The 25,847-nt window shown below is 54.1% G+C and carries 26 protein-coding genes and 1 tRNA gene; 14 read left to right on the top strand and 13 right to left on the bottom strand.

Features of this window, described 5'->3' with window-relative positions; all coding sequences use genetic code 11:
• The first annotated feature begins 14 nt into the window (after nt 1-14).
• From pqqB to pqqF, 5 genes are read left to right on the top strand one after another with little or no spacing between them, the layout of a single operon-like run.
• Nucleotides 15-923, top strand: coding sequence for a pyrroloquinoline quinone biosynthesis protein PqqB (pqqB, locus tag AFK65_RS04355; RefSeq protein WP_007698734.1), 909 nt, complete (start codon nt 15-17; stop codon nt 921-923).
• Nucleotides 924-931: 8 nt separating this feature from the next.
• The gene (gene pqqC, locus AFK65_RS04350; protein ID WP_004387127.1) at nt 932-1,687 is read left to right on the top strand and encodes a pyrroloquinoline-quinone synthase PqqC; all 756 of its coding nucleotides are present in this window, start codon (nt 932-934) and stop codon (nt 1,685-1,687) included.
• Entirely contained in the window at nt 1,687-1,965 is a 279-nt protein-coding gene (pqqD, locus tag AFK65_RS04345) for a pyrroloquinoline quinone biosynthesis peptide chaperone PqqD (protein ID WP_004387128.1), read from the top strand. Before pqqC ends, pqqD begins: the two co-directional genes overlap by 1 nt.
• Nucleotides 1,958-3,094: a pyrroloquinoline quinone biosynthesis protein PqqE gene (gene pqqE, locus AFK65_RS04340; protein ID WP_032973907.1), complete on the top strand. Its 1,137-nt coding sequence runs from the start codon at nt 1,958-1,960 to the stop codon at nt 3,092-3,094. The genes pqqD and pqqE overlap by 8 nt, the downstream gene beginning before the upstream one ends.
• Entirely contained in the window at nt 3,091-5,238 is a 2,148-nt protein-coding gene (gene pqqF, locus AFK65_RS04335; RefSeq protein ID WP_038857914.1) for a pyrroloquinoline quinone biosynthesis protein PqqF, read from the top strand. Before pqqE ends, pqqF begins: the two co-directional genes overlap by 4 nt.
• A 207-nt stretch (nt 5,239-5,445) precedes the next feature.
• On the opposite strand, the gene AFK65_RS04330 is transcribed toward pqqF, so the two are convergent.
• Nucleotides 5,446-7,041, bottom strand: a complete 1,596-nt coding sequence (locus AFK65_RS04330; protein WP_007698538.1) for an ABC transporter substrate-binding protein — start codon at nt 7,039-7,041, stop codon at nt 5,446-5,448.
• Between the two features lie 117 nt (nt 7,042-7,158).
• Here AFK65_RS04330 and pepT point away from each other — a divergent pair, with 117 nt between their 5' ends.
• Nucleotides 7,159-8,388: a peptidase T gene (gene pepT / locus AFK65_RS04325; RefSeq protein WP_007698535.1), complete on the top strand. Its 1,230-nt coding sequence runs from the start codon at nt 7,159-7,161 to the stop codon at nt 8,386-8,388.
• Between the two features lie 9 nt (nt 8,389-8,397).
• Here pepT and AFK65_RS04320 read toward each other — a convergent pair whose 3' ends face one another.
• Genes AFK65_RS04320 through AFK65_RS04310 form a run of 3 tightly spaced genes read right to left on the bottom strand, consistent with a single transcriptional unit; the run spans nt 8,398 to nt 9,598 of the window.
• On the bottom strand, nt 8,398-8,775 hold the full coding sequence (locus AFK65_RS04320; protein WP_007698533.1) for a hypothetical protein: 378 nt from the start codon (nt 8,773-8,775) through the stop codon (nt 8,398-8,400).
• Nucleotides 8,776-8,781: 6 nt separating this feature from the next.
• A complete protein-coding gene (locus AFK65_RS22175; RefSeq protein WP_226993364.1) occupies nt 8,782-9,252 on the bottom strand; it encodes a putative T6SS immunity periplasmic lipoprotein in 471 nt (156 codons plus the stop codon).
• Nucleotides 9,245-9,598 carry a DUF1493 family protein gene (locus AFK65_RS04310; protein WP_007698522.1) on the bottom strand — a complete coding sequence of 118 codons (354 nt, stop codon included), beginning with the start codon at nt 9,596-9,598 and terminating at the stop codon, nt 9,245-9,247. The genes AFK65_RS22175 and AFK65_RS04310 overlap by 8 nt, the downstream gene beginning before the upstream one ends.
• Nucleotides 9,599-9,836: 238 nt before the next feature.
• Between AFK65_RS04310 and AFK65_RS04305 the strand changes: the two genes are divergently transcribed.
• The 5 genes from AFK65_RS04305 to AFK65_RS04285 all read left to right on the top strand — a co-directional run bounded on the left by AFK65_RS04305 (nt 9,837) and on the right by AFK65_RS04285 (nt 12,817).
• Entirely contained in the window at nt 9,837-10,775 is a 939-nt protein-coding gene (locus AFK65_RS04305; protein WP_007698518.1) for a peptidoglycan-binding protein, read from the top strand.
• Entirely contained in the window at nt 10,772-11,215 is a 444-nt protein-coding gene (locus AFK65_RS04300; RefSeq protein WP_014729520.1) for a lysozyme inhibitor LprI family protein, read from the top strand. The genes AFK65_RS04305 and AFK65_RS04300 overlap by 4 nt, the downstream gene beginning before the upstream one ends.
• A 43-nt stretch (nt 11,216-11,258) precedes the next feature.
• Nucleotides 11,259-11,720, top strand: a complete 462-nt coding sequence (locus AFK65_RS04295; RefSeq protein WP_032804304.1) for a lysozyme inhibitor LprI family protein — start codon at nt 11,259-11,261, stop codon at nt 11,718-11,720.
• Nucleotides 11,721-11,786: 66 nt separating this feature from the next.
• Nucleotides 11,787-12,230 carry a lysozyme inhibitor LprI family protein gene (locus AFK65_RS04290; protein ID WP_038857915.1) on the top strand — a complete coding sequence of 148 codons (444 nt, stop codon included), beginning with the start codon at nt 11,787-11,789 and terminating at the stop codon, nt 12,228-12,230.
• Between the two features lie 143 nt (nt 12,231-12,373).
• Complete coding sequence (locus AFK65_RS04285; RefSeq protein ID WP_007698484.1) at nt 12,374-12,817, top strand: lysozyme inhibitor LprI family protein; 444 nt, start codon at nt 12,374-12,376, stop codon at nt 12,815-12,817.
• An 80-nt stretch (nt 12,818-12,897) separates the two neighbouring features.
• Here the strand turns inward: AFK65_RS04285 and AFK65_RS04280 are convergent, their stop codons facing one another.
• Nucleotides 12,898-13,467, bottom strand: a complete 570-nt coding sequence (locus tag AFK65_RS04280; protein ID WP_032804302.1) for a hypothetical protein — start codon at nt 13,465-13,467, stop codon at nt 12,898-12,900.
• A gap of 178 nt (nt 13,468-13,645) precedes the next feature.
• Here AFK65_RS04280 and AFK65_RS22070 point away from each other — a divergent pair, with 178 nt between their 5' ends.
• The gene (locus AFK65_RS22070) at nt 13,646-13,813 is read left to right on the top strand and encodes a YlcI/YnfO family protein (protein ID WP_085959945.1); all 168 of its coding nucleotides are present in this window, start codon (nt 13,646-13,648) and stop codon (nt 13,811-13,813) included.
• A gap of 326 nt (nt 13,814-14,139) precedes the next feature.
• Here the strand turns inward: AFK65_RS22070 and AFK65_RS04270 are convergent, their stop codons facing one another.
• The 5 genes from AFK65_RS04270 to proB all read right to left on the bottom strand — a co-directional run bounded on the left by AFK65_RS04270 (nt 14,140) and on the right by proB (nt 20,168).
• Nucleotides 14,140-16,416 carry a DEAD/DEAH box helicase gene (locus AFK65_RS04270; protein ID WP_038857917.1) on the bottom strand — a complete coding sequence of 759 codons (2,277 nt, stop codon included), beginning with the start codon at nt 16,414-16,416 and terminating at the stop codon, nt 14,140-14,142.
• On the bottom strand, nt 16,410-17,141 hold the full coding sequence (locus tag AFK65_RS20690) for a hypothetical protein (protein WP_007698354.1): 732 nt from the start codon (nt 17,139-17,141) through the stop codon (nt 16,410-16,412). The genes AFK65_RS04270 and AFK65_RS20690 overlap by 7 nt, the downstream gene beginning before the upstream one ends.
• Nucleotides 17,142-17,616: 475 nt before the next feature.
• Nucleotides 17,617-17,692: transfer RNA gene (locus tag AFK65_RS04265), tRNA-Thr, on the bottom strand.
• Nucleotides 17,693-17,800: 108 nt separating this feature from the next.
• The gene (proA, locus tag AFK65_RS04260) at nt 17,801-19,054 is read right to left on the bottom strand and encodes a glutamate-5-semialdehyde dehydrogenase (RefSeq protein WP_007698351.1); all 1,254 of its coding nucleotides are present in this window, start codon (nt 19,052-19,054) and stop codon (nt 17,801-17,803) included.
• 10 nt (nt 19,055-19,064) lie between these two features.
• A complete protein-coding gene (proB, locus tag AFK65_RS04255) occupies nt 19,065-20,168 on the bottom strand; it encodes a glutamate 5-kinase (RefSeq protein WP_004385346.1) in 1,104 nt (367 codons plus the stop codon).
• Between the two features lie 291 nt (nt 20,169-20,459).
• Between proB and phoE the strand changes: the two genes are divergently transcribed.
• Nucleotides 20,460-21,542: a phosphoporin PhoE gene (gene phoE / locus AFK65_RS04250; RefSeq protein ID WP_032805222.1), complete on the top strand. Its 1,083-nt coding sequence runs from the start codon at nt 20,460-20,462 to the stop codon at nt 21,540-21,542.
• Nucleotides 21,543-21,662: 120 nt separating this feature from the next.
• Here the strand turns inward: phoE and crl are convergent, their stop codons facing one another.
• From crl to gpt, 3 genes are all read right to left on the bottom strand, one after another.
• Entirely contained in the window at nt 21,663-22,052 is a 390-nt protein-coding gene (gene crl / locus AFK65_RS04245) for a sigma factor-binding protein Crl (RefSeq protein ID WP_007698278.1), read from the bottom strand.
• Nucleotides 22,053-22,109: 57 nt separating this feature from the next.
• On the bottom strand, nt 22,110-23,357 hold the full coding sequence (gene frsA, locus AFK65_RS04240; RefSeq protein ID WP_038857920.1) for an esterase FrsA: 1,248 nt from the start codon (nt 23,355-23,357) through the stop codon (nt 22,110-22,112).
• Nucleotides 23,358-23,464: 107 nt separating this feature from the next.
• On the bottom strand, nt 23,465-23,923 hold the full coding sequence (gpt, locus tag AFK65_RS04235; RefSeq protein ID WP_007698209.1) for a xanthine phosphoribosyltransferase: 459 nt from the start codon (nt 23,921-23,923) through the stop codon (nt 23,465-23,467).
• Between the two features lie 260 nt (nt 23,924-24,183).
• On the opposite strand from gpt, the gene pepD reads away from it, so the two are divergent.
• The gene (gene pepD / locus AFK65_RS04230; protein ID WP_038857922.1) at nt 24,184-25,641 is read left to right on the top strand and encodes a cytosol nonspecific dipeptidase; all 1,458 of its coding nucleotides are present in this window, start codon (nt 24,184-24,186) and stop codon (nt 25,639-25,641) included.
• The last annotated feature ends 206 nt before the right edge of the window (nt 25,642-25,847 follow it).

Raw genomic sequence — 25,847 nt, 5'->3', positions numbered from 1 at the left:
TTCCGGTTCTGCACATGCAAATCAAAGTTCTCGGCTCGGCGGCGGGCGGCGGTTTCCCTCAGTGGAACTGCAACTGCGCCAATTGCCAGGGCGTGCGTAACGGCACGATGAAAACGTCCATGCGTACCCAGTCTTCCATCGCCGTCAGCGATGACGGGAAAAACTGGGTGCTGTGCAACGTCTCGCCCGACATTTGCCACCAGCTTCTCGCCTCACCCGAATTGCATAATCCCGGGGTGCTGCGCGGCACCGGCATCGGCGCGATTATTCTCACCGACAGCCAGATAGACCACAGCGCGGGATTACTCAATTTACGTGAAGGCTGCCCGCACCACGTCTGGTGCACGCCGGAAGTGCATGACGATCTCTGCACCGGCTTTCCGGTCTTCCCGATGCTCTCCCACTGGAACGGCGGGCTGGTTCATCACCCGATAGCGCCGCTGTCGCGCTTTCAGGTGCGGATCTGCCCTGGCGTCTTTTTCACCGCCATTCCGCTGCTGAGCAACGCGCCGCCCTACTCGCCGTACCGCGACCGCCCGCTGCCGGGCCATAACGTCGCGCTGTTTATCGAAGAAGAAGGCGGCAAAAGCCTGCTCTACGCGCCGGGCCTCGGCGAGCCGGACGACGCCATTCTGCCGTGGCTTGAGCGCGCCGACGTGCTGCTGATTGACGGCACGCTGTGGCGCGACAACGAGCTTGCCGCCACTGGCGTCGGCCATAACACCGGCAAAGCGATGGGCCATCTGGCGCTGTCGGAAGAACAGGGGCTGGCGGCTTTACTGGCGCGCCTGCCCGCGGAGCGCAAAATTCTCATTCATATCAACAATACCAACCCGATCCTCAACGAGGAGTCCCCGGAGCGCCAGTCCCTGCACCAGCAGGGGATTGAGGTGAGCCACGACGGGATGGTAATCGCGCTATAAGAGGCTATATGACCGAGCAACGACTGCTGACGCCCGACGAGTTCGAAGCGGCGCTGCGCGCGAAAGGCGCGTTCTATCACATTCACCACCCTTATCACATCGCCATGCATAACGGCGAGGCGACCCGCGAGCAGATCCAGGGCTGGGTGGCGAACCGGTTCTATTACCAGACCAGCATTCCCATCAAGGACGCCGCCATTATGGCGAACTGTCCGCACCCGGAAGTGCGCCGCCAGTGGGTGCAGCGCATTCTCGACCACGACGGCTATGACGGCAGCGAAGGCGGCATTGAAGCCTGGCTGCGTCTTGGCGAGGCGGTCGGGCTGTCGCGCGAATCGCTGCTCTCTGAAGAGCGCGTGCTGCCGGGCGTGCGCTTCGCAGTGGACGCCTATGTAAACTTCGCCCGCCGCGCCTGCTGGGAAGAGGCCGCGTGCAGTTCGCTGACCGAGCTGTTCGCCCCGCAGATCCACCAGGCGCGTCTCGACAGCTGGCCGCAGCACTACACCTGGATTGAAGCGGAAGGCTATGACTACTTCCGCAGCCGCTTAAGCCAGGCGCGCCGCGACGTCGAGCACGGGCTTTCGCTCGCGCTGGAGTACTGCAACACGATGGAGCGCCAGCAGCGAATGCTGGAGATTTTGCAGTTTAAGCTCGACATCCTCTGGAGCATGCTCGACGCCATGACCCTGGCCTATACGCTGGACAGAGCCCCTTATCACACCGTCACCCGCGAGGCGGTGTGGCACAAACGGAGACTGGTCTGATGCAGCCTGAACGCCATCATATTCCGCAATTTCGCCGCGGCTATCGCCTGCAATGGGAAGAGGCGCAGAACACGCATGTGATCCTCTACCCGGAAGGCATGGCGAAGCTGAACGAAAGCGCCGCCGCCATTCTGCAACTGGTGGACGGCCAGCAGACCGCGGGCGCGATAATCGACACGCTGGAAGCGCGCTTCCCGGAAGCCGCCCCGCTGACCGACGACGTGCTGGGCTTTCTGGGCCTCGCGTATCAACAAAAGTGGGTGATTTTCCGTGAGTGACGCGAAACCCGTAAACCCGCCGCTGTGGCTGCTGGCGGAGCTGACCTACCGCTGCCCGCTGCAATGCCCGTATTGCTCAAACCCGCTCGATTTCGCAGCCCAGGAGAATGAGCTGACGACGGCGCAGTGGATTGATGTGTTTCGCCAGGCGCGCGCCATGGGCGCGGTGCAGCTCGGGTTTTCCGGCGGCGAGCCGCTGGTGCGTAAAGATCTGCCGGAGCTTATCGCCGCCGCGCGCGGCATGGGCTTTTACACCAATCTGATCACGTCCGGCATCGGGCTTACCGAGAAAAAACTCCAGACCTTCGCCGACGCCGGGCTGGATCATATTCAGATAAGCTTCCAGGCGAGCGACGAGACGCTGAACGCGGCGCTGGCGGGCAACGAAAAAGCGTTCCACCAGAAGCTCGCGATGGCGAAAGCCGTAAAAGCGCTCGGCTACCCGATGGTGCTGAACTTCGTGCTGCACCGCCACAACATCGACCAGATCGACCGCATTATCGAACTGGCCATTCAGCTTGACGCGGACGACGTGGAGCTCGCCACCTGCCAGTTTTACGGCTGGGCGCACCTGAACCGCGAAGGGCTGCTGCCGACCCGCGAGCAGATCGCGCGCGCCGAGGAGGTGGTGAAACACTACCGCGAGAAGATGGCGGACACCGGCAATCTCGCTAACCTGCTGTTTGTGACGCCGGACTATTACGAAGAGCGCCCGAAAGGCTGCATGGGCGGCTGGGGCGCGATTTTCCTCTCCGTCACGCCGGAGGGCACCGCGCTGCCGTGCCACAGCGCGCGCCAGTTGCCGGTGAAATTCCCGTCGGTGCTGGAGCAGTCGCTGTCGCATATCTGGTATGAGTCGTTCGGGTTTAACCGCTACCGCGGCAACGACTGGATGCCGGAGCCGTGCCGCTCCTGCCCGGAAAAAGAGCAGGATTTCGGCGGCTGCCGCTGCCAGGCGTTTATGCTGACCGGCGATGCGGCCAATGCCGACCCGGTATGCAGTAAATCGCCGCACCACGGCACGATCCTCGCCGCGCGCGAGGCGGCCAACCGCACGCAGATGGGCATTGGCGACCTGCGGTTTCGCAACCGCGCCAACTCACAGCTTATTTTCAAAACGCCGCAATGATCCAAACGCGCAGGCTTGAGAGCGGTATCACGATCACGCTTATCCACCAGCCGCAGGCCACGCAGGCCGCGGCGCTGTGGCGCGTGAACGCGGGCAGCCTGCACGAACCGGATGACTGGCCGGGGCTCGCGCATCTGCTGGAGCATATGCTGTTTCGCGAAAGCGAGGGCTACCGGGATGACGAGCGCCTGATGCGCTGGGTGCCGGACCAGGGCGGGCGGCTTAACGCCTCCACCCGGCTGTGCCAGACCGCGTTTTTCTTTGAAGTCCCTGCGCAGGCGCTCGCGCCCGGGCTTGCGCGCCTGACAGATATGCTCGCCGCCCCCTGCTTTACGCCAGCGGCGCTGATGCAGGAGGCGCAGGTGATCGACGCCGAATACCGGCTGCTGGCGCAGGACGCCGCCACCCGGCGCGAGGCGGCGCTGCTGGCGTTAATGGCGGGCGATGCGCGTCTCACGCGGCTGCGCATCGGCAATAAGAGAGCCTTCGGCGAAGATCCGGCGCGGCTGCGCGCGGCACTGACAGCCTTTCATGAGCGGCACTACCACGCCGGGAACCTGCACCTGTGGCTCTGCGGCCCGCAACCGCTGGAGACGCTGGAGAAGCTTGCCTGCGAGGCCGCCGCGCGTATCCGGCCGGGGGTGGTCGCGCCGCTCGCCATCAATGCCTGCACAGGCGCATCGGGCGCGCTGGCGCAGCCGGGCTTTGCGCAACTGGAACTGAGCTTTTTGCTGCCTGCTGACGCGCGTCCGGCGCTGCGCCTGCTGGAGCAGTGCCTGCGCAGCGAAGCGCCCGGCGGGCTGATGGCCGCGCTGCGCGCGCAAACGCTCGCCGATGACGCCACGCTTGAAGCCGATGCGCTCGATGACGACACGCTTTGGCTGCGGTTTTCTTTCGCGCTCGCCAGTGACGCCGTGAACCCGGCGCACCTGGAGGCGCTGGTGCGCCAGTGGATAGCGGCGCTTGCCGCGCTGCCAGAGGACGCGCTTTCGCCGCTGCTTTGCCTCGCCGAAGAAGACGTTAATGCGCTCGCGCCGATGGACCACCTGCGCGCCCGCGCGTTCGGCCTGCCGCCGGTGGAGGGCCACGCGCTGCGCCCGCTGCTGGCAGCCCTCCTGGCCCAGCGCCCGACGCGCCTGTGGCTCTCTCCTGAAGTGCACGGCACGACGGTAACGACCCAGGGGCTGACGCTCACGACGGGCGATTTCCCGGATGCGCCGGATGACGCGCCGCCTGCGCCACCCTTTGCGCCCGCGCCGCACTTTCCGCCGCCGCTTTCCGTGGCGCTGCCGGGCGACAGCGCGCCGCTGGCATGGCAGCCTGAAGCAGAGAGCATCACGCTGACGCTTGAGCCCGCGCCGGGCACGCTGGTCAGCGATCGTCGCGGCATGGAGCTGCTCGCGCGTCTGCGCCCGCTGTGCGACCGGGCGCGCCTGAGCGGCGGCGCGCTGCGCGTCGGGACTGTTGAGGGGCGCTGGCGCATCGCGCTTTGCGGCGACGAGGCGCTGATGATGATGCTGGTGACCGAGATGATGACGTACCTGTGGGAGCCGGATGATCGCTACAGCGCCGAAGCCGGAAGGCTGGCGGCGCGCGCACAGGCGCAGGAAGATCAGGCCATCGCGGTACGCCGGTTGCTGGCGCAGCTTCCCCGCGAGCTGCTGATGGCGACAGGCGGGCCCAGAGCGCAGGCGTGGCAGGCCACGCTCGACGGCGGCGGCCCGCTGCTGCGCGACGCGCTCGCGCGCCGCTTAAGCGATTTCCCCTTCCCGCTCGTCACCCCGAAGCCGCCGCGCCCGCTGCCCGCGCCGCACCGTTTTACCCTGCCCGCGAACGGCGCCGACAGCGCCCTGCTCCTTTTCGTGCCGCTTGCGGCGTCACAGCGCGAGGCCGTCACTGCGCTTCAGGCGCCGTTTTTCCAGCATATGCGGGTGGAGAAAAATATCGGTTACGTGGCGCAGTGCCAGTGGCACGCCTGCGCAGGCTACGAAGGGCTGCTGGCGCTGTTGCAGTCGCCGCATCTGTCACCCGATGCGCTGTTGCATGAAACCACCGCGTTTTTTGAAGGCCAGGGTGAGGCGTGGCGCGCCGTTACGCAAAAAGCGTGGGTGGGCAGCGTGGCGGGGGAAGGCGCGGAGCGTTAGATCGCCGCCGTCGCCAGCGATGTCGATGCGGCCTGCGAGCAGGTCTATATCGCGTTTGGCGCAAAACAGGATCACATGGTGATTGATTGCATGGTCAAAGAAGGGAATGCCTGGAAAGTGCAGTCGGTGGCGAATGTGGCGTTTTCGCGTAATCTCCCCCGCCCGTCGCCGTGATAAAACCGCCTCCGCAGAGGCGGGTTCGCAGGCTTATTTCTTAAGATCCACCTGATAAAAAATATGTTTGCCGAACGGATCGACTTCATAACCGGTGACGTTTTTGCGGACCGGCTCGAAGATCGTCGAGTGGGCGATCATCACGGCGGGCATTTGATCGTGCATCATCTGCTGCGCCTCACGGTAGAGCGCTTCACGCTTCGGCCGATCGCTGGTGGCTTTCGCCTCGCTGATAAGCTTATCGAACGGCGCATAGCACCACTTCGCGGAGTTCGAGCCGCCGTTGGCGGACTGGCAGGTAAAGAGCGGGCCGAAGAAGTTATCCGGATCGCCGGTCGCGGTCGTCCAGCCCATCAGCGCCGCCTGGTGCTCGCCGCCTTTCACGCGTTTTAAATATTCGCCCCACTCATAGGTGACGATGTGCGCCTTCACGCCGATTTTCGCCCAGTCGGCCTGGATCATCTCCGCCATGCGTTTGGCGTTCGGGTTATAGGGCCGCTGCACCGGCATCGCCCAGAGATCGATGCTGAAGCCATCCGGCATCCCCGCCGCTTTCAGCAGCGCTTTGGCCTGCTCCGGCGCGTAGTCGTAATCTTTAAGCCCCTGATCCGCGCTCCAGACGCCCGGCGGCAGGAGGTTTTTCGCGGCCGTTCCGGTGCCCTGGAAAACGGCGTTAATGATCGCGGGCTTGTTGATGGCCATCGCCAGCGCCTGGCGCACTTTGACGTTATCGAGCGGCGGTTTCTGGGTATTGAACGCGAGGAAGCCGGTATTCAGCCCCGATTTGCTCATCAGCGTGAGATCCGGGTTTTGCTTCATGCGCGGCAGATCCGCCGGGTTGGGGAACGGCATCACCTGGCACTCGTTTTTCTCAAGCTTGGCGTAGCGCACCGAGGCGTCCGGGGTGATGCTGAACACCAGCCGGTCGAGCTTCGCTTTGCCCTGCCAGTACTGGTCAAACGCCGTAAACAGGATGCGTGAATCTTTCTGATACTGCGCGAGCTTAAACGGCCCGGTGCCGATCGGGTCCATGTCCACCCGCTCCGGCGTGCCGGCTTTGAGCATCGCATCGGCATATTCCGCCGACAGAATTGACGCGAAATACCAGCCGAGATCCGCCACGAACGGCGCCTCCGGGTGGGCCAGCGTAAAGCGCACGGTGTGGTCATCCACTTTATCGATAGCCGTGATGAGCTTGCCGAACTCCAGGCTTTCAAAGTTGGAGTAGTTGCCGTTCGAGACGTTGTGGTACGGGTGTTTAGGATCCTTCTGGCGCATAAACGAGAAGATGACGTCGTCGGCGTTGAAATCGCGCGTCGGTTTGAAATATTTGTTGCTCTGGAATTTCACGCCCTTGCGCAGATGGAAGGTGTACGTTTTACCGTCGTCGCTGACCTCCCAGCGCTCCGCCAGGCTCGGCACGAGTTCGGTGGTGCCGGTTTTAAAATCCACCAGGCGGTTATAAACCGGCACGGCGCTGGCATCGACGCTGGTGCCGGAGGTATACAACTGCGGGTTGAAGTTCTCCGGCGAGCCCTCAGAGCAATACACCAGCGTGCTCGCGCCTGCCGCGGCGCTGGTGGCAAGGGCGGCGAGCGCCAGCGCGTGAATCGTGTGCTTGCTAATCATCGTAATTCCTTTATGTTTTTTATTTCGTGCCAAAGGAGCCTGACTCTTCGTAACTTCATCAATAACATTAAAATCACAACGCAAACACCTGATAACACAAATAAAGAAGGATCCACCATGCCATCACCGCTCGGCAGTCAATTAACCCGCCGCTTTTTTCGCTACCTGGCAATCACCAGCCAGAGTGATGCGTCCGCCACCACGCTGCCCAGCACGCCGGGCCAGCACGAGATGGCCCGCGCCCTCGCCGATGAGCTGCAAACACTGGGCCTCACGCACGTTGTTATTGATGAACACGCGACCGTCACCGCCGTGAAAAAGGGCACGGTGCCGGGCGCGCCGCGCATCGGTTTTATCACGCATATCGACACTGTGGACGTCGGATTGTCACCGGAGATTCATCCACAGATCCTCACGTTTACCGGTGAAGATCTCTGCCTGAACGCCAGAGAAGATATCTGGCTGCGTGTGGCGGAGCGCCCGGAGATAGCCGCTTACCCGAACGAAGAGATTATTTTCAGCGACGGCACCAGTGTGCTCGGCGCGGATAACAAAGCGGCGGTGACGGTGGTGATGACGCTGCTGGAGAACCTGACGCCTGAGATGCGCCACGGCGATATCGTGGTGGCGTTTGTGCCGGATGAAGAGATTGGCCTGCGCGGCGCGAAGGCGCTGGATCTCGCGCGCTTTGACGTGGATTTCGCCTATACCATTGACTGCTGCGAGCTGGGCGAAGTGGTCTATGAGAACTTCAACGCGGCGCAGGCGGAGATCCGCTTTACCGGCGTGACGGCGCACCCGATGGCCTCGAAAGGCGTGCTGGTGAACCCGCTGCTGATGGCGACCGATTTTATCAGCCACTTCGACCGCCAGGAGACGCCGGAGCACACCGCCGGGCACGAAGGCTATGTGTGGTTTAACGGCATGCAGGCGAGCCAGAACAGCGCGACGCTGAACGCCAGCATCCGCGATTTCGACCTCCAGGCCTTTGAGCGTCGTAAACAGCAGCTGCATGACGTGGCGGAAAAAATCGCCGCCGCGCACCCGACCGCGAAAGTGGACATCACAGTCAGCGACGTTTACAGCAATATCAGCAATGCGATTGGCGACGACCGCCGCCCGATTGACCTGATTTACCAGGCGCTGGAGGCGCTCGACATTGCGCCGAAAACCATTCCGATGCGCGGCGGCACCGACGGCGCGGCGCTCTCCGCGAAAGGCCTGTTAACGCCGAACTTCTTTACCGGCGCGCATAACTTCCATTCGCGCTTTGAGTTTCTGCCGGTGAAATCGTTTGAGGCGTCGTATAACGTGGCGCTGAAGATCTGTTTGCTGGCGGCGGCGTAACTACTGGACTTAAGATGACGCAGGCCTGACCCGGTTCACGCCGCGGTTGCCTGCTTCATATCCCAAAAACGTGCCGTTTAACGCATCGATATAAAACCGCACCGGCGTAGAAAAGACAAAATCCATCCACGAGCCGGTTTCTGCCATACCGTCGTCGAGCGTCGACACAATAAAACAGAGCGTTTCATCAAGCCGGCCTTTCGTTACCGTCAGGTTTTTCTCATTCCAGTTTAAGCGATACTGTTTCGCACAGGCTTTTGCGATGCGCAGGGCTTCGTATTTACTGATCACTGTTGCAGACCATCCAAACCTTATCGGGTTATATACTATGCCAGGCCGCTGCGGTTTGCCGTCACGTTGTTTCAACGTGTTATATAGCGCCTGCATGTTCGATTATTCCTGAATGACAGCCAGCCCTTGCCCCGTTGTAAATGTTGATTCGTACTGACGCGCCTCTTTCGCGTTGATAACGGTCGCAATCAGCACTGTATAAGATTTTCCTGCAACGAAGTGAAACCCTTTAACGGGTAAACACTCCCCTGCGGCAACCCAAACCGGGTGAGCAACATCATAATGAAGAATAGTGCTGGAAGGCCTGGCGCTTTCCATGATTTCCATCCAGTCGAGCCTTTCGCCCTGTTGTGCCGGCACGCGGATGCAGATATTTCCCCTGACCGCTGTCACGCTGGCTGTATGCCTCGGCGGCAACGTGACACAGCCTGCCAGCATAAAGAACAATACCGATATACACAGGCGTCTTCGGATCATGCGCGCTTTCTTCCATAAATGATTTCTTCTGACCTGCGCCACATACAAAGGCCGGGAGACGCCGGCCTTATCAGTTGTAGCCCGATGATTACTCATAAAGCCAGTGGCCCGCCTTTGCGGATTCAGCAAGCATACGCAGCGTTAATGGCGCTGGCGCAACGCGCTTTACGCGCATTGAGGCGGGAAGCAAAACGTTCGGGATCCAGCCCGGCTCGACCGGCCAGTATTTAAGAAGATTGAAACCTGTTTTATCGACATTAAACCGTGAAAAGTAATCCTCCATAATCTCTTCTCCCGTTTCTACCACCCAGGGATGTTCGCCCGTGGTCAGGCACGTGTCTAAATCCAGCTTCCAGGGTTTTCCTGAAATAAAAGATTTCCCGTTCCATGTTTCTCTGTACCAGTCAAGAACGGCCTGTTCGGCCTCTTCTTTATTCATCATTATTCACCTTACAGAGGCGTCATAATATTTATTAAACAAATACATCAAAAAATTTAAATATAAAAGGCATTCATAAATTGCATAACCGACTCCATTAACAGCATCCGCTAATAGCATTAGCATTGAATGCTGAACGGTATAATACCCTTTTAAAGAATGACAGGAATCATATTTCTGTTCACTCCCGCTGCCTACCATCCCGGGAATAACGGATTGTCAGACAGGCAGGGAGAAAAATATGCCAAAACGTCATTACCCAAACCCGAGGGTATTCAGACTCACAGGTTCGGTTGGCTTCTGCGGAACGAATAATCCGGATGAAGTTAAAATACTACAAAAACTCATCGCCGATGCGGGTTACAGTCAAACGACGGGGCGATACATTACCGTAAATGGACGCTGTGATTTGCAAACGCAGGAAGCTATTTACTGGTATCAGCGCTTACTGAATATGAAACCATCCGGGCTGATTCATCCGGTTGATTACTGGTTTATGCATGCCCTGCATGAAGCCACGACGCCCCGCTGGCGGCCACGGCATGTCGCAGGGCCCCTTATTGTCCGGCAAGGCCAGACGACATTTGACAGTGAAGGCGTGGATTACATCACCGCCGTTGCGCCTTTCAGACAACCGAAACATCTGCTGCAATTTTCGAGGATACTCCACCATCCCAGGTTTGAGTCTGGTGTAACGCTTGGGCGAGGGTTTGATATGAAGAAGCGCAGCGCCGGCGAAATACTCGCTACGCTACGACACGCAGATATTGAGGAATATAAGGCTGTCATTTGCTCTAAAGCCGCTTATCTGACCGGACGAGAAGCGGAGATGTTTGTTCAATTTTATGGGCCTCTGGTAGGCGAGATTACGCATCAGCAACAAATTCGGTTATTTGAAATCGCGTATCAGGAAAAGGTCATATATGCTAAGGGGGTTTATGACCGACATGCCCGTCATTTAAATATACCGAATGCGTTACCCTGGAACCGCATTGATACCGTGATTAAAGACACATTTATCGACACCATTTTTCAGGGTAATGTTACCGCAAAAGAGATGGTGGCAATTATAGCGAAAGGCGGTAGCAGGAATGAAATCATTACTTATCTTCGAAATGACGTAAGCTCAAGACGCGACGCGCAAAGAACACAAATAAGAATAAGGAATCTGCAAAAATGAAGAGGATCCTGGCAATAATCCCGTTGTTAATGATAGCTACCGCTTCGCTGGCGGCAGATGAAAAAGACATTACTTCTGATAACGCCGTCGACCAGTGCTTAGATAAGTATTACGAGTTCAGCAGCGAGTGTCTGGAAGATCTCAACGATAAAACCGAAGCCGAACTCAAAAAGGCGTATGAGACGAAGCTTAAATCGCTGGAGCGTGTTGATTACACCAAATGGTGGATGGGCGATGAAGACCGTAAAAAAAGGATGATTGAGGCCTTTCGCAAAAGCCAGCGTGACTGGCTGACCTACCGGGACGGTTACTGCGACGTAGCGACTACCGCAGCCCAGGGTACTCACTTTCTCGGTGCGGCGTCGGTAGGCTGTAACATCAATATGAACAAACGGCGCATCAAAGAGATACAGTTGACAGAGGTTGAGATGAAACGGTGAAGGATTATGAAGGAACGCTACCCCAACGGAGCCTGATAAAAAGATGAAGTTAATAAAGGCTCTTCTCATCGCGATGCCTTTTATTCCTGCTGCCGCACAGGCCGTTTCTTTTCAGTTTGGTAAAGAACTCGCTCCCTGCTTTTCTCTGCCGGAATATGCAGAAGATGGGAAAAGCCAGTCAGAGTGCAAAGCACAGGCGAGAGAACGTTCTGATGAGGCGCTCAGTAAGGCCATTGAACGGCTCTATCAAACAATCGATAACAATTATGACGATTCCTTTAAATTAAACGATTTGGGAGGCGTGACGATGAGCGCCGTCTTCCGGGAAAGGTTTGCACGCTCACAGGCGCTCTGGCTGCAATCCAGAGAGGCATTCTGTACGGCGCGCGCTTCTCTTGTCGGGGAATGGGCACCCACGCAGTACGACATTGGGACTCAGTGTGTTATCGACATGAATCATGCACGGCAGCATGAGATTGAAAGTCTGTACGGGCTAACACCCTGATAGTTATGCCCTCTACAGACTGCATGTAACGCGGAGATAAAGGATAAAAGTAAAGGAATTACCGCAATGAAAAAAATCGTATTCCTCTTTTCCACGCTTTTGATCAGCCACACGTTAATGGCTGCCGATCAGAAAGATATTACCGCGGATAACGCCGTCGACCAGTGCTTAGATAGGTATTACGAATTCAGTAGCGAGTGTCTGGAAGATCTCAATGAGAAAACCGAAGCCGAACTCAAAAAGGCGTATGAGACGAAGCTTAAAGCGCTGGAGCGTGTTGATTACACCAAATGGTGGATGGGCGATGAAGACCGTAAAAAACGGATGATTGAGGCTTTTCGCAAAAGCCAGCGTGGCTGGCTGACCTACCGGGATAGTTACTGCGAGGTAGCGACTATCGGCGAGCAGGAAACGCATTTTATTGGCGCAGCGTGGACAGGCTGTACCATCAATATGAATAAACGGCGCATCAAAGAGATACAGTTGATAGTGGTTGAGACGACACGGTGAAGAACCCTGGCTACCCTTGCTAACGCGTCTGGCAGGATGACAGATTTTTATTATAAAGAGATGTCGGTTAAAGGCGGCTACGCACAGTAGAATGGCGATATTCAGGGTTCAGGCTCAAGACGAAAAGTAAGGGATTTACTGCAATGAAAAAAATCGTTTTTATCATTTCTGTGCTGCTGGTCAGCTACGCTTCGCTGGCGGCTGAGACAGCAAACGTAATAAGAAACGACGAAGTGAAAGCCTGCGAAGATCAATATGGCGACGAGAACATCGAATGCTTAGCCGACATTGATGAGAAATCCACCGGGGCGCTCAATAAGGCTTATGCGGACAAGCTTAAAGAGATGGAGAACTTTGATTACACTAAATGGTGGATGGGCGATGAAGACCGCAAAAAACGGATGATTGAATTATTCAAAAGAAGCCAGGCCGAATGGCTTAAATATCGCGATGATTATTGCGGCGTTGCAGTGGCAGAAGCAGCGAGCACGCATTACCTGGGGAATGCCGCCACGGCCTGTAATATCAATATGAACAGTCAGCGTATAAAAGAAATACAGATGCTTCACATAACGAGCCTGGAATAAAAGGTGTTTAATCCCTTTCTGATTATTACCTTGTACTGGCGCGCCAGATAAAAAAAGGCCGGGAACCCCCGGCCTTATTGTCAGTTCAGCGACATGACGTGCTGCCCGGCCCAGTCTTCATAGCCCTCCTCAGTGCGCACAAAACAGGGCTCTCTCACAAATTCCACCAGATGATTCACGAGATCAAACAGCAGCCCCGTGAGCGTTTCCGCCATTTCCGGCGGGTGCGCGCGGCTTATCAACGCCATGTTCAGCGCTTTACAGTAGCGGCTCAGCATCTGCGCGTCGCTGCCGATGCAGAACGGCACCTCTGAAGGGAGCGAGTCGGCCGTCAGTGAAGCAAACAGATGCGCCGGCACCGGTCTGTCGAGCTCGGCCGCGAGGGATTCCAGCATCAGCGCCAGTCTCCCGGCCAGCGCCAGAAACAGCGTCGCGTACTTACACTCAATCAGTTCGCTGACCGTCTCTTCACATAACGTGGCGAGCGTGAAAAAATCCATTTCCGCCGTGATCGGCCCTTCGCACAGCGTATGCAGGCTCAACATTCTGGAATGCGCCGACGGCGGCATCGGGGTGGCGGTAGCGTTCAGATTGAGATTATGGCCCTCATTTTCAGGGCGTGCGGGTGTGTTACTATTGACGTTAGCCATAGCGTTAGCTCCAATAACGTTTGTGGTCAGAGGCCCGGAAGTGTTGGCGCACTTTCGGGTCTCGCTTATTGAGCCGGAGGGCTCAGATAAGGCAAACATTACTCGTAATGTGTTCAACACTGCAATCTTGAAAAGTGTGTTATTAAAGACAAAGCGTTTAAATCAGAGGATAACTAGAATGGCCACCAAAGCAGTCAATGGAAAGTCTCAAACCCTCGCCGCTCGCGTACCCCATGAAATTGTGCGGGAAATGCAAAAGATGCGAAAGCAAGGCGAGAGTATTGGGCAGTTTGTTGTTGAGGCTTTAAAGAAAGAGATTGAGAGCAGAAAAAATGAAGAACTATAACGATTCCATCAATAATACCTCCTCTTTATTATTTTCACTATGCTTTATTAAGCGAGTCGCTTAATGCATTCATAAAATAAAAATATGGATAGCATGCCCCCTAACACAATTCAATCACCACTATTAAGAAATGCTAAAAATTACATAAAAACACCCAAGTGACATGAAATAAATATCAGTATAGGTTTTATATAACCATTACAGTGAATGAATCAGATTTGTTTAGAGTAATAGTGAACGACGAATTTACATTACTTATTATTAGCCTAAATAAATATGGGCTTGATATGGTAACCCCCATACTCCCACCCATATTAACCTCAAAATCACGGAAGATACCATTTTACTTTTTGTAACAACTCTTCATCACTAAGTAATATTGCCGAATTTAATTCAATTCTTTCCTCTGATATATAGTCAACATATGGGGTTATATCCGCAACATCTTCAGGCGCGATCCCATACCTCATCAACATAATACTTGTATAATCCGTCGTTCCGTATTTTAAGAAATCTATAAACTCCTTTGCCCTTTTATCATTTGTATCAGCCAAGTATATTTTAAACGCCCCTATAAAAACATCAGTTAAGGAGAAAGAAATAACCGTATCAAGATAATCATATGTATCAAAAACAATAGTGTCATAATTAACTTCGTTTGATTTACTTGATCGAAAAAGAGAATAGGATCTGTTCAATGTACTGTCAGGTAGTTTATTGGCAGGTTGAGAAAATCTAGGTATACCATTATTCTCACCATCCCTGTCAGAAATGTAGCTGTATCTTATACCGACTATTTCTTTAAAGGATCGCCCAGCAATAACGTGAAATATAATTTCAATCGCTGTGTTGAATACATTCAACTCTCCATCAAGCAACAAACGACCTAAAGAGGCCTCATATATTATTAAAAATTTTGATTTTATTAATTCTCTTACATCTTTATTTTGAACGCCGCTCAATCTCTCACCGAATGTGCCGTGAAAGACCACATCTAAAATACAAATAATACTTTCAATTACTTTTTCATGTTTTAATCTTTCTATTTTAGAAACTGGAAGATTTATATCCTCATTAAAAGTCCCATCAATAATAGATTGAACCAATTCATAATTGTCATTATTATGATCCACCGGATGTTCAAGAACTGATTGCTCTTCTAATCTAAAAGAAGACCTTACACGACTTGATAAAAGTTTAGCATTATGGGTGTAAACGTAACCATAATCGAATTTTTTGTCTTTAGATAAGCGTCCACTACGTCCAATTAAATTTTTAAAAGCCAAGCATCTCTTCTGCTCAGAATCGCCATTCATTCTCATGTTAGCAAGCCAAACAATATCAAAAGGCATATTTATCCCTTGAGCTAAAGTACTTGTTGCGAAGCAAATACGCGCATATCCGCCTTTGATGAATCTTTCAACCAAATATCTTACTTCTAAAGGCACAGAACCATGATGTATGACAACACCAATCTTTAATAACTCGACCATTCTTGATATATGGTTTTTATTGTTGGCACCTAAGATGTTTTCAACCATTTTAATTATCGACCGGGCGTTTTTATCTTCGATTAAACTAAAATTCGAAGTGTATTTTTTGAACTTATTTATGAATTTCCCGTCATAAACAGATTTTTTTGACACATAAACAAGAACTGATTTATTACCTGAAAAGGCAAAATCCTCAAATTTTCCTTCATATGGCGCTGATTTCGCAAGTAGATATCCTTTAGATGAATATGGAGAAAAGTAGTAATCATTACCATTTTTATGTTCATGAATAAATATTTTACCAACTGTATTATGTGTGTAACTTCGAGAATAGCTATTTGGAGCGTCAATATCATGTTTTTTAAATTGGGCTTCAGGATTATCAACAAATGGATGAGCAAATATAAATTTAGCCTGTGGAAATAACTTTTGAACACGTCTCACTGTGGCATCAAATATTACTCCTCTATCTTGCTCTTCAGAAACTTGGGCTTCATCAAAAAAGAATAACTCAATATTCAATCTATGGTTAACACCTGACAAGTCTTTAGTTCTCTCCGGCGTGAGGACAAATATCCGTCTTAATTTTCGAGCTGTATATACATAATCTACAAAAGGGCTAATCATTACACCTTTATTATTCCCAAAGTACTCTCTTAAATTTTCCACATACTCAGCAATCAAAGCCCTAGAAGGAACAATGATAACAGCATCTCCAGTTTGATGATTGATGTAATCCTTTATTGAAAAAGACTTACCTGCACTAGTTGGAGCTGATATAGAGATAAATTTATTCTCTTCTACTGCGTGACGAATGCTTGCTTGAACTGGAGTTAAATATTCCCCATATAATGATTTATATTTATGCCCAATAGCTCCAAGTATAAAAGAATAAATATTTGATGGTTCTGTATTTTTATAAAAAAGACCAAGTACAGAAATTATTTTCTCTTCAAACTCTGAAAAGCATTCCTGATGAAACTCTTTATAATAAGTAAGCCTTTCTATGATTTTACTATTAACAGGACCATTTTTATGTAATTCCTCAATAATTTCACCAATAGTTGTCCTCGGATTAGGATCATCTATAATATTTTGAATTGTTAACATTTCACACCTACCAAATAGATAAATTTAACAATTTTTGACAATTCCAATCCCTTAACTGTCTTTATTGCATTATCCATGATCCTCTCACAATTTTCAGAGTTAATTGAGAAGGCCGCAATCAAACCAAATTCTTTTTTATCTAAATTAGCAACCGAATCAGGAGAGCATAAATTAATAAGGTGAACGCGATCTCTAAAATGCTTTTCTTGCCTAATGAATTCAACTGCTTGATTGATAGCATTCCCATGAGGATTAGAAGAAGAAGAGAATTTAGCCTCACCAAAATTTATAAACTGGCTTGGACATGTTGTATGAAAGTCGAATCCCTCGTTCTGTTTTACTTGCGGTTTCCATAACTCTGCAATAGGGAGTGAAACATGTTTAAGTATCTGGCTTAGTGCTCTAGAGGAGCCTATAGAAACCATAAGTTCACCAAACTCATCTTCGAGCGATTTATTTTCGATTACTTTATTAAAAACTTTAACTAAAGCTTCAGCAGTTTCTTTAGCTGTAAAGCTATATGATAGCTGTGTACCGCTATCAAGAGATGAAATCCAAGAAGTGTCTAGAACCGATTTAACAAGCTCAGCTGCTATAAAATCTATTTTATCTACGTTCACTATACAAGCTATTATTGTTGGCTCATTATCTTGATAATGATATTCGGTATGTCTGCAACCCCATTCACTATCATTGATACAAATGCCCTTCTGCTCAGTAGACATTTTATATTCCATCCTATGGATAATGTATGGGCGTAATCTATAACATTTTAACAAAAGGGTGAACTATTTTTGATAATAAGTAGGAGAAATTTCTTAAATCAAAACCACTGTTTAAATATACATTTGTTTTTTATTTCCAATAAAAACAAAAAGATATAAATTATCAAAAAAAAATATAAATAACTCTCATCTTTTTTGATTAAAAGAATTTTATCCTTCCAGTTACTTTTTTTTAAAAATAAAATGATATATTAATCACAATCGCCACATCCAGCTAGCATATATCATCTTTTATTTTTTTATAAGCAGGCGAGTTCTAAACTTTATAGAAATATGTTAAGTAAGTGGATATCTATACAACAAGCAGCATATATTTAAAGAAAAAATGCTTTTATAACTCTTTGTTATACCAAATAAAATTATCGAACAGAAAAATAGCTTATAGAAAGGAAGATTTGTAAAGTTTGATTAGAAGTGGTGCCGATAATAGGAGTCGAACCTACGACCTTCGCATTACGAATGCGCTGCTCTACCAACTGAGCTATATCGGCCCTGAGGAAGGGTGTGCGTGAGCACGGGGTAAGAGGTTATGAAAAAGTGGGTGATGCGTCAATGCCCTTGCGATTCAAGCGGCGATTTTTGCATCACCCGGCCTTCAGTTAAGCACGAATCGTATCGTCGCCGTAGCCGATCCACTTGTAGGTGGTCAGCGCTTCGAGGCCCATCGGGCCGCGGGCGTGAAGCTTCTGCGTGCTGACGGCCACTTCGGCGCCAAGACCAAACTGCCCGCCGTCGGTAAAGCGCGTCGAGGCGTTCACGTACACCGCAGAAGAATCCACTTCATTCACGAAACGGTCGGCGTGGCGCAGCGTGCGGGTGAGAATAGCGTCCGAATGTTGGGTGCCGTGCTCGCGAATATGCGCGATGGCCTCGTCGATGCCTGCCACCAGCTTCACGTTAAGATCGAGCGACAACCATTCGTCGTCGAACGCTTCCGGTGTCACCGCCACAGCGGTCGCCGGGCCGCCGGAAAGCAGCGCCAGCGCGCGCTCGTCGGCGTGCAGCGTCACGCCGCGCTCATGCATCGCGCGGCTCAGTTCCGGCAGGAAACGTTCTGCAATAGCCTCATGCACCAGCAGTGTTTCCACCGTGTTACAGGTGCTCGGGCGCTGGGTTTTGGCATTGGTGATGATCTTGAGCGCAGGCGCGAACTCCGCCGTTTCATCAACGAAAATATGGCACACGCCGATGCCGCCGGTGATAACCGGAATGGTCGACTGCTCGCGGCAGAGCTTGTGCAGCCCTGCCCCGCCGCGCGGGATCAGCATGTCGATGTATTTGTCCATGCGCAGCATTTCACTGACCAGCGCGCGGTCCGGGCTTTCGATGGCCTGAACGGCCGCGGCGGGCAGGCCGCACTCTTCCAGCGCTTTCTGGATCACTTTTACAGTCGCCGCGTTGGTGCGCCAGGTCTCTTTGCCGCCTCTGAGAATCGCCGCGTTGCCGGTTTTCAGGCACAGCGAAGCGACATCCACCGTCACGTTCGGGCGCGCTTCATAAATCACGCCGACCACGCCGAGCGGCACGCGGCGACGCTCGATGCGCAGGCCGCTCTCCAGCAGGCCGCCGTCAATCACCTGCCCTACCGGATCGGCCAGCTGACACACCTGGCGCACGTCGTTCGCAATGGCGTGTAAACGTTGCGGGTTGAGCGCCAGGCGATCTAACAGCGCCTCGCTCAGCCCGCTGCGGCGCGCCTCAAGCAGGTCCTGCTCGTTGGCGAGTAAAATCTCTTCGGCGTTCGCTTCTAAATAGTCGGCGATTTTCTCCAGCACGCGGTTTTTCTCGCGCGAGGAGAGCAGCGCCATCTGATATGAGGCGGCTTTGGCCGCCTGGCCCATCTGCTCCAGCATGGCAGGCTCCTTATTGGGTGATCATGTCGTCGCGGTGAACCGCTACCGGGCCATATTCATAGCCGAGAATGGCGTCAATCTGCTGCGAGTGGTGCCCGGCGATGCGGCGCAGCGCGTCGCTGTTATAGCGGGAGACGCCGTGGGCGATGTCGCGCCCTTCCAGATTACGGATGCGGATCACTTCGCCGCGCGAAAAGTTGCCGGTCACGCTTTTAATGCCTTTTGGCAGCAGCGAACTGCCGCGCTCCAGAATGGCCGACTGCGCGCCCTCGTCGACGGTAATTTCGCCGGCGGGCGGCGCGCCGAAGATCCAGCGCTTGCGGTTCTCCAGCGGCGTCTGCTGCGGGTGGAAGCGCGTGCCGACCGGCAGCCCTTCGATAACATCGTTAATCACGCCCGGCTTGCTGCCCGCCGCGATCACGGTTTCGATGCCCGCGCGGCCCGCGACGTCCGCGGCCTGAAGCTTGGTGCCCATGCCGCCAGTGCCAAGCCCGGAGACGCTGTCGCCCGCAATCGCGCGCAGCGTATCGTCAATGCCATACACATCCTGAATCAGCTCAGCCTGCGGGTTGTTGCGCGGGTCGGCGGTGAAAAGGCCCTGCTGATCGGTCAGCAGCAGCAGTTTATCGGCGCCCGCCAGAATCGCCGCCAGCGCCGAGAGGTTATCGTTATCGCCGACTTTGATTTCCGCCGTGGCGACCGCGTCGTTTTCGTTAATCACCGGCACGATGCGGTTATCCAGCAGCGCGGTGAGGGTGTCGCGCGCGTTCAGGAAACGCTCGCGATCTTCCATATCCGCGCGGGTCAGCAGCATCTGCCCCACATGGATGCCGTAAATCGAAAAAAGCTGCTCCCAGAGCTGGATCAGGCGGCTCTGCCCGACGGCCGCCAGCAACTGCTTGGAGGCGATGGTCGCCGGCAGTTCCGGGTAGCCCAAGTGCTCGCGCCCGGCCGCAATCGCCCCGGACGTGACGATGACAATGCGATGCCCGGCGGCGTGTTGCTGCGCGCACTGGCGCACCAGTTCGACAATATGGGCGCGATTCAGGCGGCGGGAGCCGCCGGTCAGGACGCTGGTCCCCAGTTTCACCACCAGGGTCTGGCTGTTACTCATGATGTTTTGCCGTATCAACGAAATTGGAAAAATTAAACCCAAAACGACGTTGTAACAGGAGAGCGCGCCCTTGCCAACTCCCGGCCGGAAAAACCGCACGCCGCGCAGGCGAACCGGCAAGCATAGCGGCGGATTTTGATAGTTTTATTACCGTTTACGAAAAATATATCTTTTTAAAATTTATCTTACTTTGTCATATTTTTTTCATATCCGACCGTTAAAACCCATCTTGTTTTTTCACAGGTCTTTGACCCGCGAATTTTAGCGCGTAAATAATGATTGGGATTAATGATGAAAAAGAGCACTCTGGCATTAGTGGTGATGGGTATTGTTGCGTCTTCTGCTGCTCAGGCCGCAGAGGTGTTTAATAAAGACGGAAATAAAGTCAATATTTATGGTCGCGTAAAAGCCATGCATTATATGAGCGACGACGCGAGCAACGACGGCGATAAAACTTACGCGCGTCTGGGCTTCAAAGGCGAAACCCAGGTCAACAGCGACCTGACCGGTTACGGCCAGTGGGAATATGAGATCGCCGGCAACCGCGCCGAAAACGACAGCTCCCAGAAAACGCGTCTGGCATTCGCGGGTCTGAAAGTAAAAGATTTTGGCTCGCTGGATTACGGCCGCAACCTGGGCGCCCTGTATGACGTGGAAGCCTGGACCGATATGTTCCCGGAATTCGGCGGCGACTCTTCCGCGAAAACCGATAACTTCATGACCAAACGTACCTCCGGCGTCGCGACCTACCGTAACACCGATTTCTTCGACGCTGTCGACGGCCTGAACATGACTCTGCAATACCAGGGCAAAAACGAGCGCTCTGATTACTCCACCGCGAACGGCGACGGCTTCGGCACCTCGCTGACTTATGATTTCGGCGGCAGCGATTTCGTCCTGGGCGGCGCTTACACCACCTCTGACCGTACCAACGTGCAGGAGCTGAAAGCCCTGGGCGGCGGCGAGCGCGCTGACGCGTGGGCCGCTGGCGCGAAGTATGACGCCAACAACCTGTACCTGGCGGTGATGTATTCTGAAACCCGCAACATGACCCCGATTAAAGGCGCAGTCGCCGCCGATCAGGGCTTTGCCAACAAAACCCAGAACTTCGAAGCCGTGGTCCAGTACCAGTTCGACTTCGGTCTGCGTCCGTCCCTCGGCTACGTGATGCAGAAAGGCAAAGATATCGAAAACGGTATCGGCGACCAGGATCTGGTGAATTATGTTGATGTGGGCGCGACCTACTACTTCAACAAAAATATGTCCGCGTTTGTGGATTACAAAATTAACCAGATTGATGAAGACGACGTAACGCGTCGCCTGAAAATTTCTACCGACGACATCGTTGCTGTCGGCCTGAACTATCAGTTCTGATTATTCTCAGGCGCGGAAATACGCCGCGCCTGAATAAAAACTGTGGCTACGATAAAAAAATAACCCCGCATCGGCGGGGTTATTTTTTATGCGTTATTTAAGTATTAACTGAAATGCGGCTTATGCAGAAAGCTTCAGATCTTCTGTTACCGGCTCCAGTTTTAAATCCATCGAGGCGAGCAGCGCGCGCAGTCTTTCGTGAAAACCGCGCAGCGTTTGCGAAAGCTTTTCTTTGACCTCGTCCTCTTTGATAGGGACAGCTGTCCAGTCGCCCTCTTTATCAAACAGGCCGAACTGCCAGGTGTAGGTGAAATGGTCTTCGTGCGCTTCCAGCTCCATCCACCAGCCCCAGAACTCACGCTTCTCCGGCGCTGGTTTGACGTTGACGCAAACAGCCAGGCAATCAAAGAAGAAGCGGTTGCCTTCACACTGCTCTTCCCGAATATACGGGCCAAGGGCAGTGAATTTCTTAATCATCCTGCTTTTCGGGTGTCCACTCGGTAACGTCATTGCGATCTCCTTTTGTGAAGCCATTGTTTTACCAAACCAATGGAAATTAGCAAATCATTAACGCAATTTATGGTTTACCCACCCGGAAATCTGATGCAGCGCCTTATCAAAGTTGCTGTACACCGGCGAAGTGGGGATCTCCAGCAATTTACCGTCCACAGATGACGAGGCGATTAAACGCGACTCCTCCTCCGGGCTGAAAATGTCGTTTTTCCAGTAGCCTGCGAGCATCGGCGTCGGGCAGCGGCGGCCGAGCAGCCCCTGCGTTTTCAGCGAATAGCGGTTGAGCTCGATACGCAGCGCGTTGTCCGAAGCGTCATACATGCCAAGGCGGCTCGCCAGCACATCCATATACATCTCCGGCACCTGGTCCTGGCGCGCCGGATCGCTGAAGAGTTGATGCACCATCGGGCCGAGACAGGCCACTGCTTTAAGGCGCGGCGCTTCAAGATACGCGAGACGCACCGCCACGTTCGCCCCGAAGCGAAACCCAAACGCCGCCACGCGGGTGTGATCGACCCACGGCAGGTTCGGCAGAGCCTGAAGCACATGCTGATGCAGCAGGCTGGAATCCTGCGTCAGCGTCCATTTGGACGACGCGCCGACCGAGGGCATATCGATCGTGAGCATCGCGATGCCGAGCGGCGCGAAGTAACGCTCGAAGAGATTAAAGTAGTCGCTTTGCAGCGCGTCCAGCCCGCCGCAAATCAGGACGGTCGGGAACGGCCCCTTCCCGCCTTTGGGAAGATGCAGAAAGCCGGTGATGGTCGCGCCGCCGGGGATCGGGAACGAGAGCTCGCGCAGTTCGCCGGAGAGCCGCGTGGCGGCCTCTTCATAAGCGCGGTTCGCCAGCACCTGCGCCTGCTCGGCGAGCGTATCGCCTTTCAGGTGCGGATAGGCGGCAATGCTGTAGAGCGTGGAAGCCATCAGCCAGGCCTTGCCGATCGCCGCTTCGTCGGTTTCCTGTCCGGCGCGCTGCTGCCACGCCATCGCCTGCTTCGACCACTCAAAAATCCAGTTGCCGCCGCGATAACCGATGACGGTGTCGTAATGCGCGGGATCGGTACGTTCGGCGTCGCTCAGCACGATGCGCGACTGCACTTCAAGGATTTCCCGCGGATCGACGCCGCGCCAGACCCACATCAGCCGGTTAATCATGCGATACCACTGCGGCACCGTTTTACCGTCCAGCGTGGACTGGATCACCGGAGGCGGCGCGTGCTGAAGACGACGCACCAGCGTCGAGGTTTCGGGGTATTTAAACCGCGGCTTAAACAGGGTTTCGCTCAGATTGGCCTGCGACATGCTTTCTGCCTCCGTAAAAACAGCACAAAACATGATTGTACTCGCAGGCGGCGGATAAAAACAAAAACGCCCGGCAGTGCCGGGCGTAAAGATGCGTAAGGACGGGATTAACGGCCGGACAGCGGCGGCACAAACACCACGCCCATATCCCACGGCTGCTCGATCCAGGTGTCCTGCGGGATGTCGATGACGTAGTCGTCCACCAGCGGCTGGCCTGCTGGTTTAGCGAAAATCGTCACGAAGCGGGCTTTCGGGTACATCTCACGAATAGCCACGGCGGTGCCGCCGGTATCCACCAGGTCGTCCACCACGATAAAGCCTTCACCATCGCCTTCTGCGCGCTTGATAACTTTCAGTTCGCGCTGGTTGTCATGGTCGTAGCTGGAGATACAGACGGTATCGACGTGACGGATACCCAGTTCGCGCGCCAGCAGTGCGCCAGGCACCAGACCGCCGCGGCTGACGGCGATAATGCCTTTCCACTGATCGGCAGGCAGCAGGCGGCTCGCCAGCTTGCGCGCGTGGATCTGTAACATATCCCAGGTGACAACGTATTTTTCGCTCATGTGAAGTGTCCCGGCCAGTTTAAAAAACGGCTTAAAAAGTGTTCAGGGGGAAAATAGGTTGCGCGAGATTATAGAGATCTGAGCCGCTAAAAACCAGTGCCACGCGGCATGGGCCGTGGTTTTTACTCGCTTTGGTCTGCACGGCATAGAAGAAAGTGGTATTCTCGGGCTATTGCCCAGGCCCGTCTTGCGGCACATCACAACGATAACCCAGAGGCCCGTACGCCGCGCTGCACCGGGCCCAGTCAAGGAGACTTAACGTGTCTGAACTGTCTCAACTCTCCCCTCAGCCGCTGTGGGATATTTTCGCGAAAATCTGCTCCATTCCGCATCCGTCCTACCATGAAGAACAACTCGCCGAACACATCATGGGCTGGGCGAAGGAAAAAGGCCTGTTCGCCGAGCGCGACCAGGTGGGCAACATTTTAATTCGCAAACCGGCCACCGCCGGCATGGAAAACCGCAAGCCGGTCGTGCTACAGGCGCACCTCGATATGGTGCCGCAGAAAAATAACGACACCGTTCATGATTTCACGAAAGATCCTATCCAGCCGTATATCGATGGCGAATGGGTGAAAGCGCGCGGCACCACGCTTGGCGCGGATAACGGCATCGGTATGGCGTCCGCGCTCGCGGTGCTGGCGGATGACAGCGTCGTACACGGCCCGCTGGAAGTGCTGCTGACCATGACCGAAGAAGCCGGGATGGACGGCGCGTTTGGTTTGCAGGCAGGCTGGCTGCAGGCCGATATCCTCATTAATACCGATTCCGAAGAAGAAGGCGAAATCTACATGGGTTGCGCCGGCGGTATCGATTTTATCTCCACGCTGCCGCTCTCCCGCGAAGCTATTCCGGCCGGTTTTGAGACGTTTAAACTGACGCTCAAAGGCCTGAAGGGCGGCCACTCCGGCGGCGATATTCATCTGGGCCTCGGCAACGCCAACAAATTGCTGGCGCGTTTCCTGTGCGGTCACGCGCAGGCGCTGGATCTGCGTCTGGTGGATTTCAACGGCGGTACGCTGCGTAACGCCATCCCGCGCGAAGCGTTCGCGACCGTTGCGGTGCCTGCCGCTAACGCGGGCGAGCTGAAAACGCTGGCGAATGCCTATCTCGATATCCTGAAAAACGAGCTCTCTGTTAAAGAGAAGAACATCACCGTTGTGCTGGAAGCGGCCACGACCGATAAAGCCGCGCTGACCGCGCAGAGCCGCGATGCGTTTATCGCGCTGCTGAACGCGACGCCGAACGGGGTGATTCGCAACTCTGACGTGGCGAAAGGCGTGGTGGAAACCTCCCTGAACGTGGGCGTGGTGACCATGACCGACGAGCAGGCGGAAATCATCTGCCTGATCCGCTCGCTTATCGACAGCGGTAAAGAGTATGTCGTGAGTATGCTGGAATCGCTCGGCGCGCTGGCAGGCGCGAAAACCGCGGCCAAAGGCAGCTACCCTGGCTGGCAGCCGGACGCGAGCTCGCCGGTGATGGCGCTGGTGCGTGAAACCTATCAGCGTCTGTTTAACAAGACGCCGAATATCCAGGTGATCCACGCGGGTCTTGAGTGCGGGCTGTTCAAGAAGCCGTACCCGCAGATGGATATGGTGTCTATCGGGCCGACCATTACCGGGCCGCACTCGCCGGATGAGCAGGTACATATCGAAAGCGTGGGCCACTACTGGACGCTGCTGACCGAGCTGCTGAAAGCGATCCCGGCGAAGTAAGCGTTTGATGCAAAAGAAAGGCGGCCACGGGGCCGCCTTTTTTGTTGTGGCGGAGTGGGAAACGGCGGGTGCGCTACGCTTACCCGCCCTACGGGGTTTAACGGGGGATGTCAGCGGCGGGTGCGCTGCGCTTACCCGCCCTACGCTTCCCGACGGTTATCATCATCCAGGGTGGGTAAGCGTGAGCGCACCCATCTTCCAGTATG

Origin of the sequence: Cronobacter universalis NCTC 9529 (assembly GCF_001277175.1) — a bacterium.
GTDB lineage: Bacteria > Pseudomonadota > Gammaproteobacteria > Enterobacterales > Enterobacteriaceae > Cronobacter > Cronobacter universalis.
Note: the sequence above shows the minus strand (reverse complement) of the source record. Positions and strands in the feature narration are given on the sequence as shown.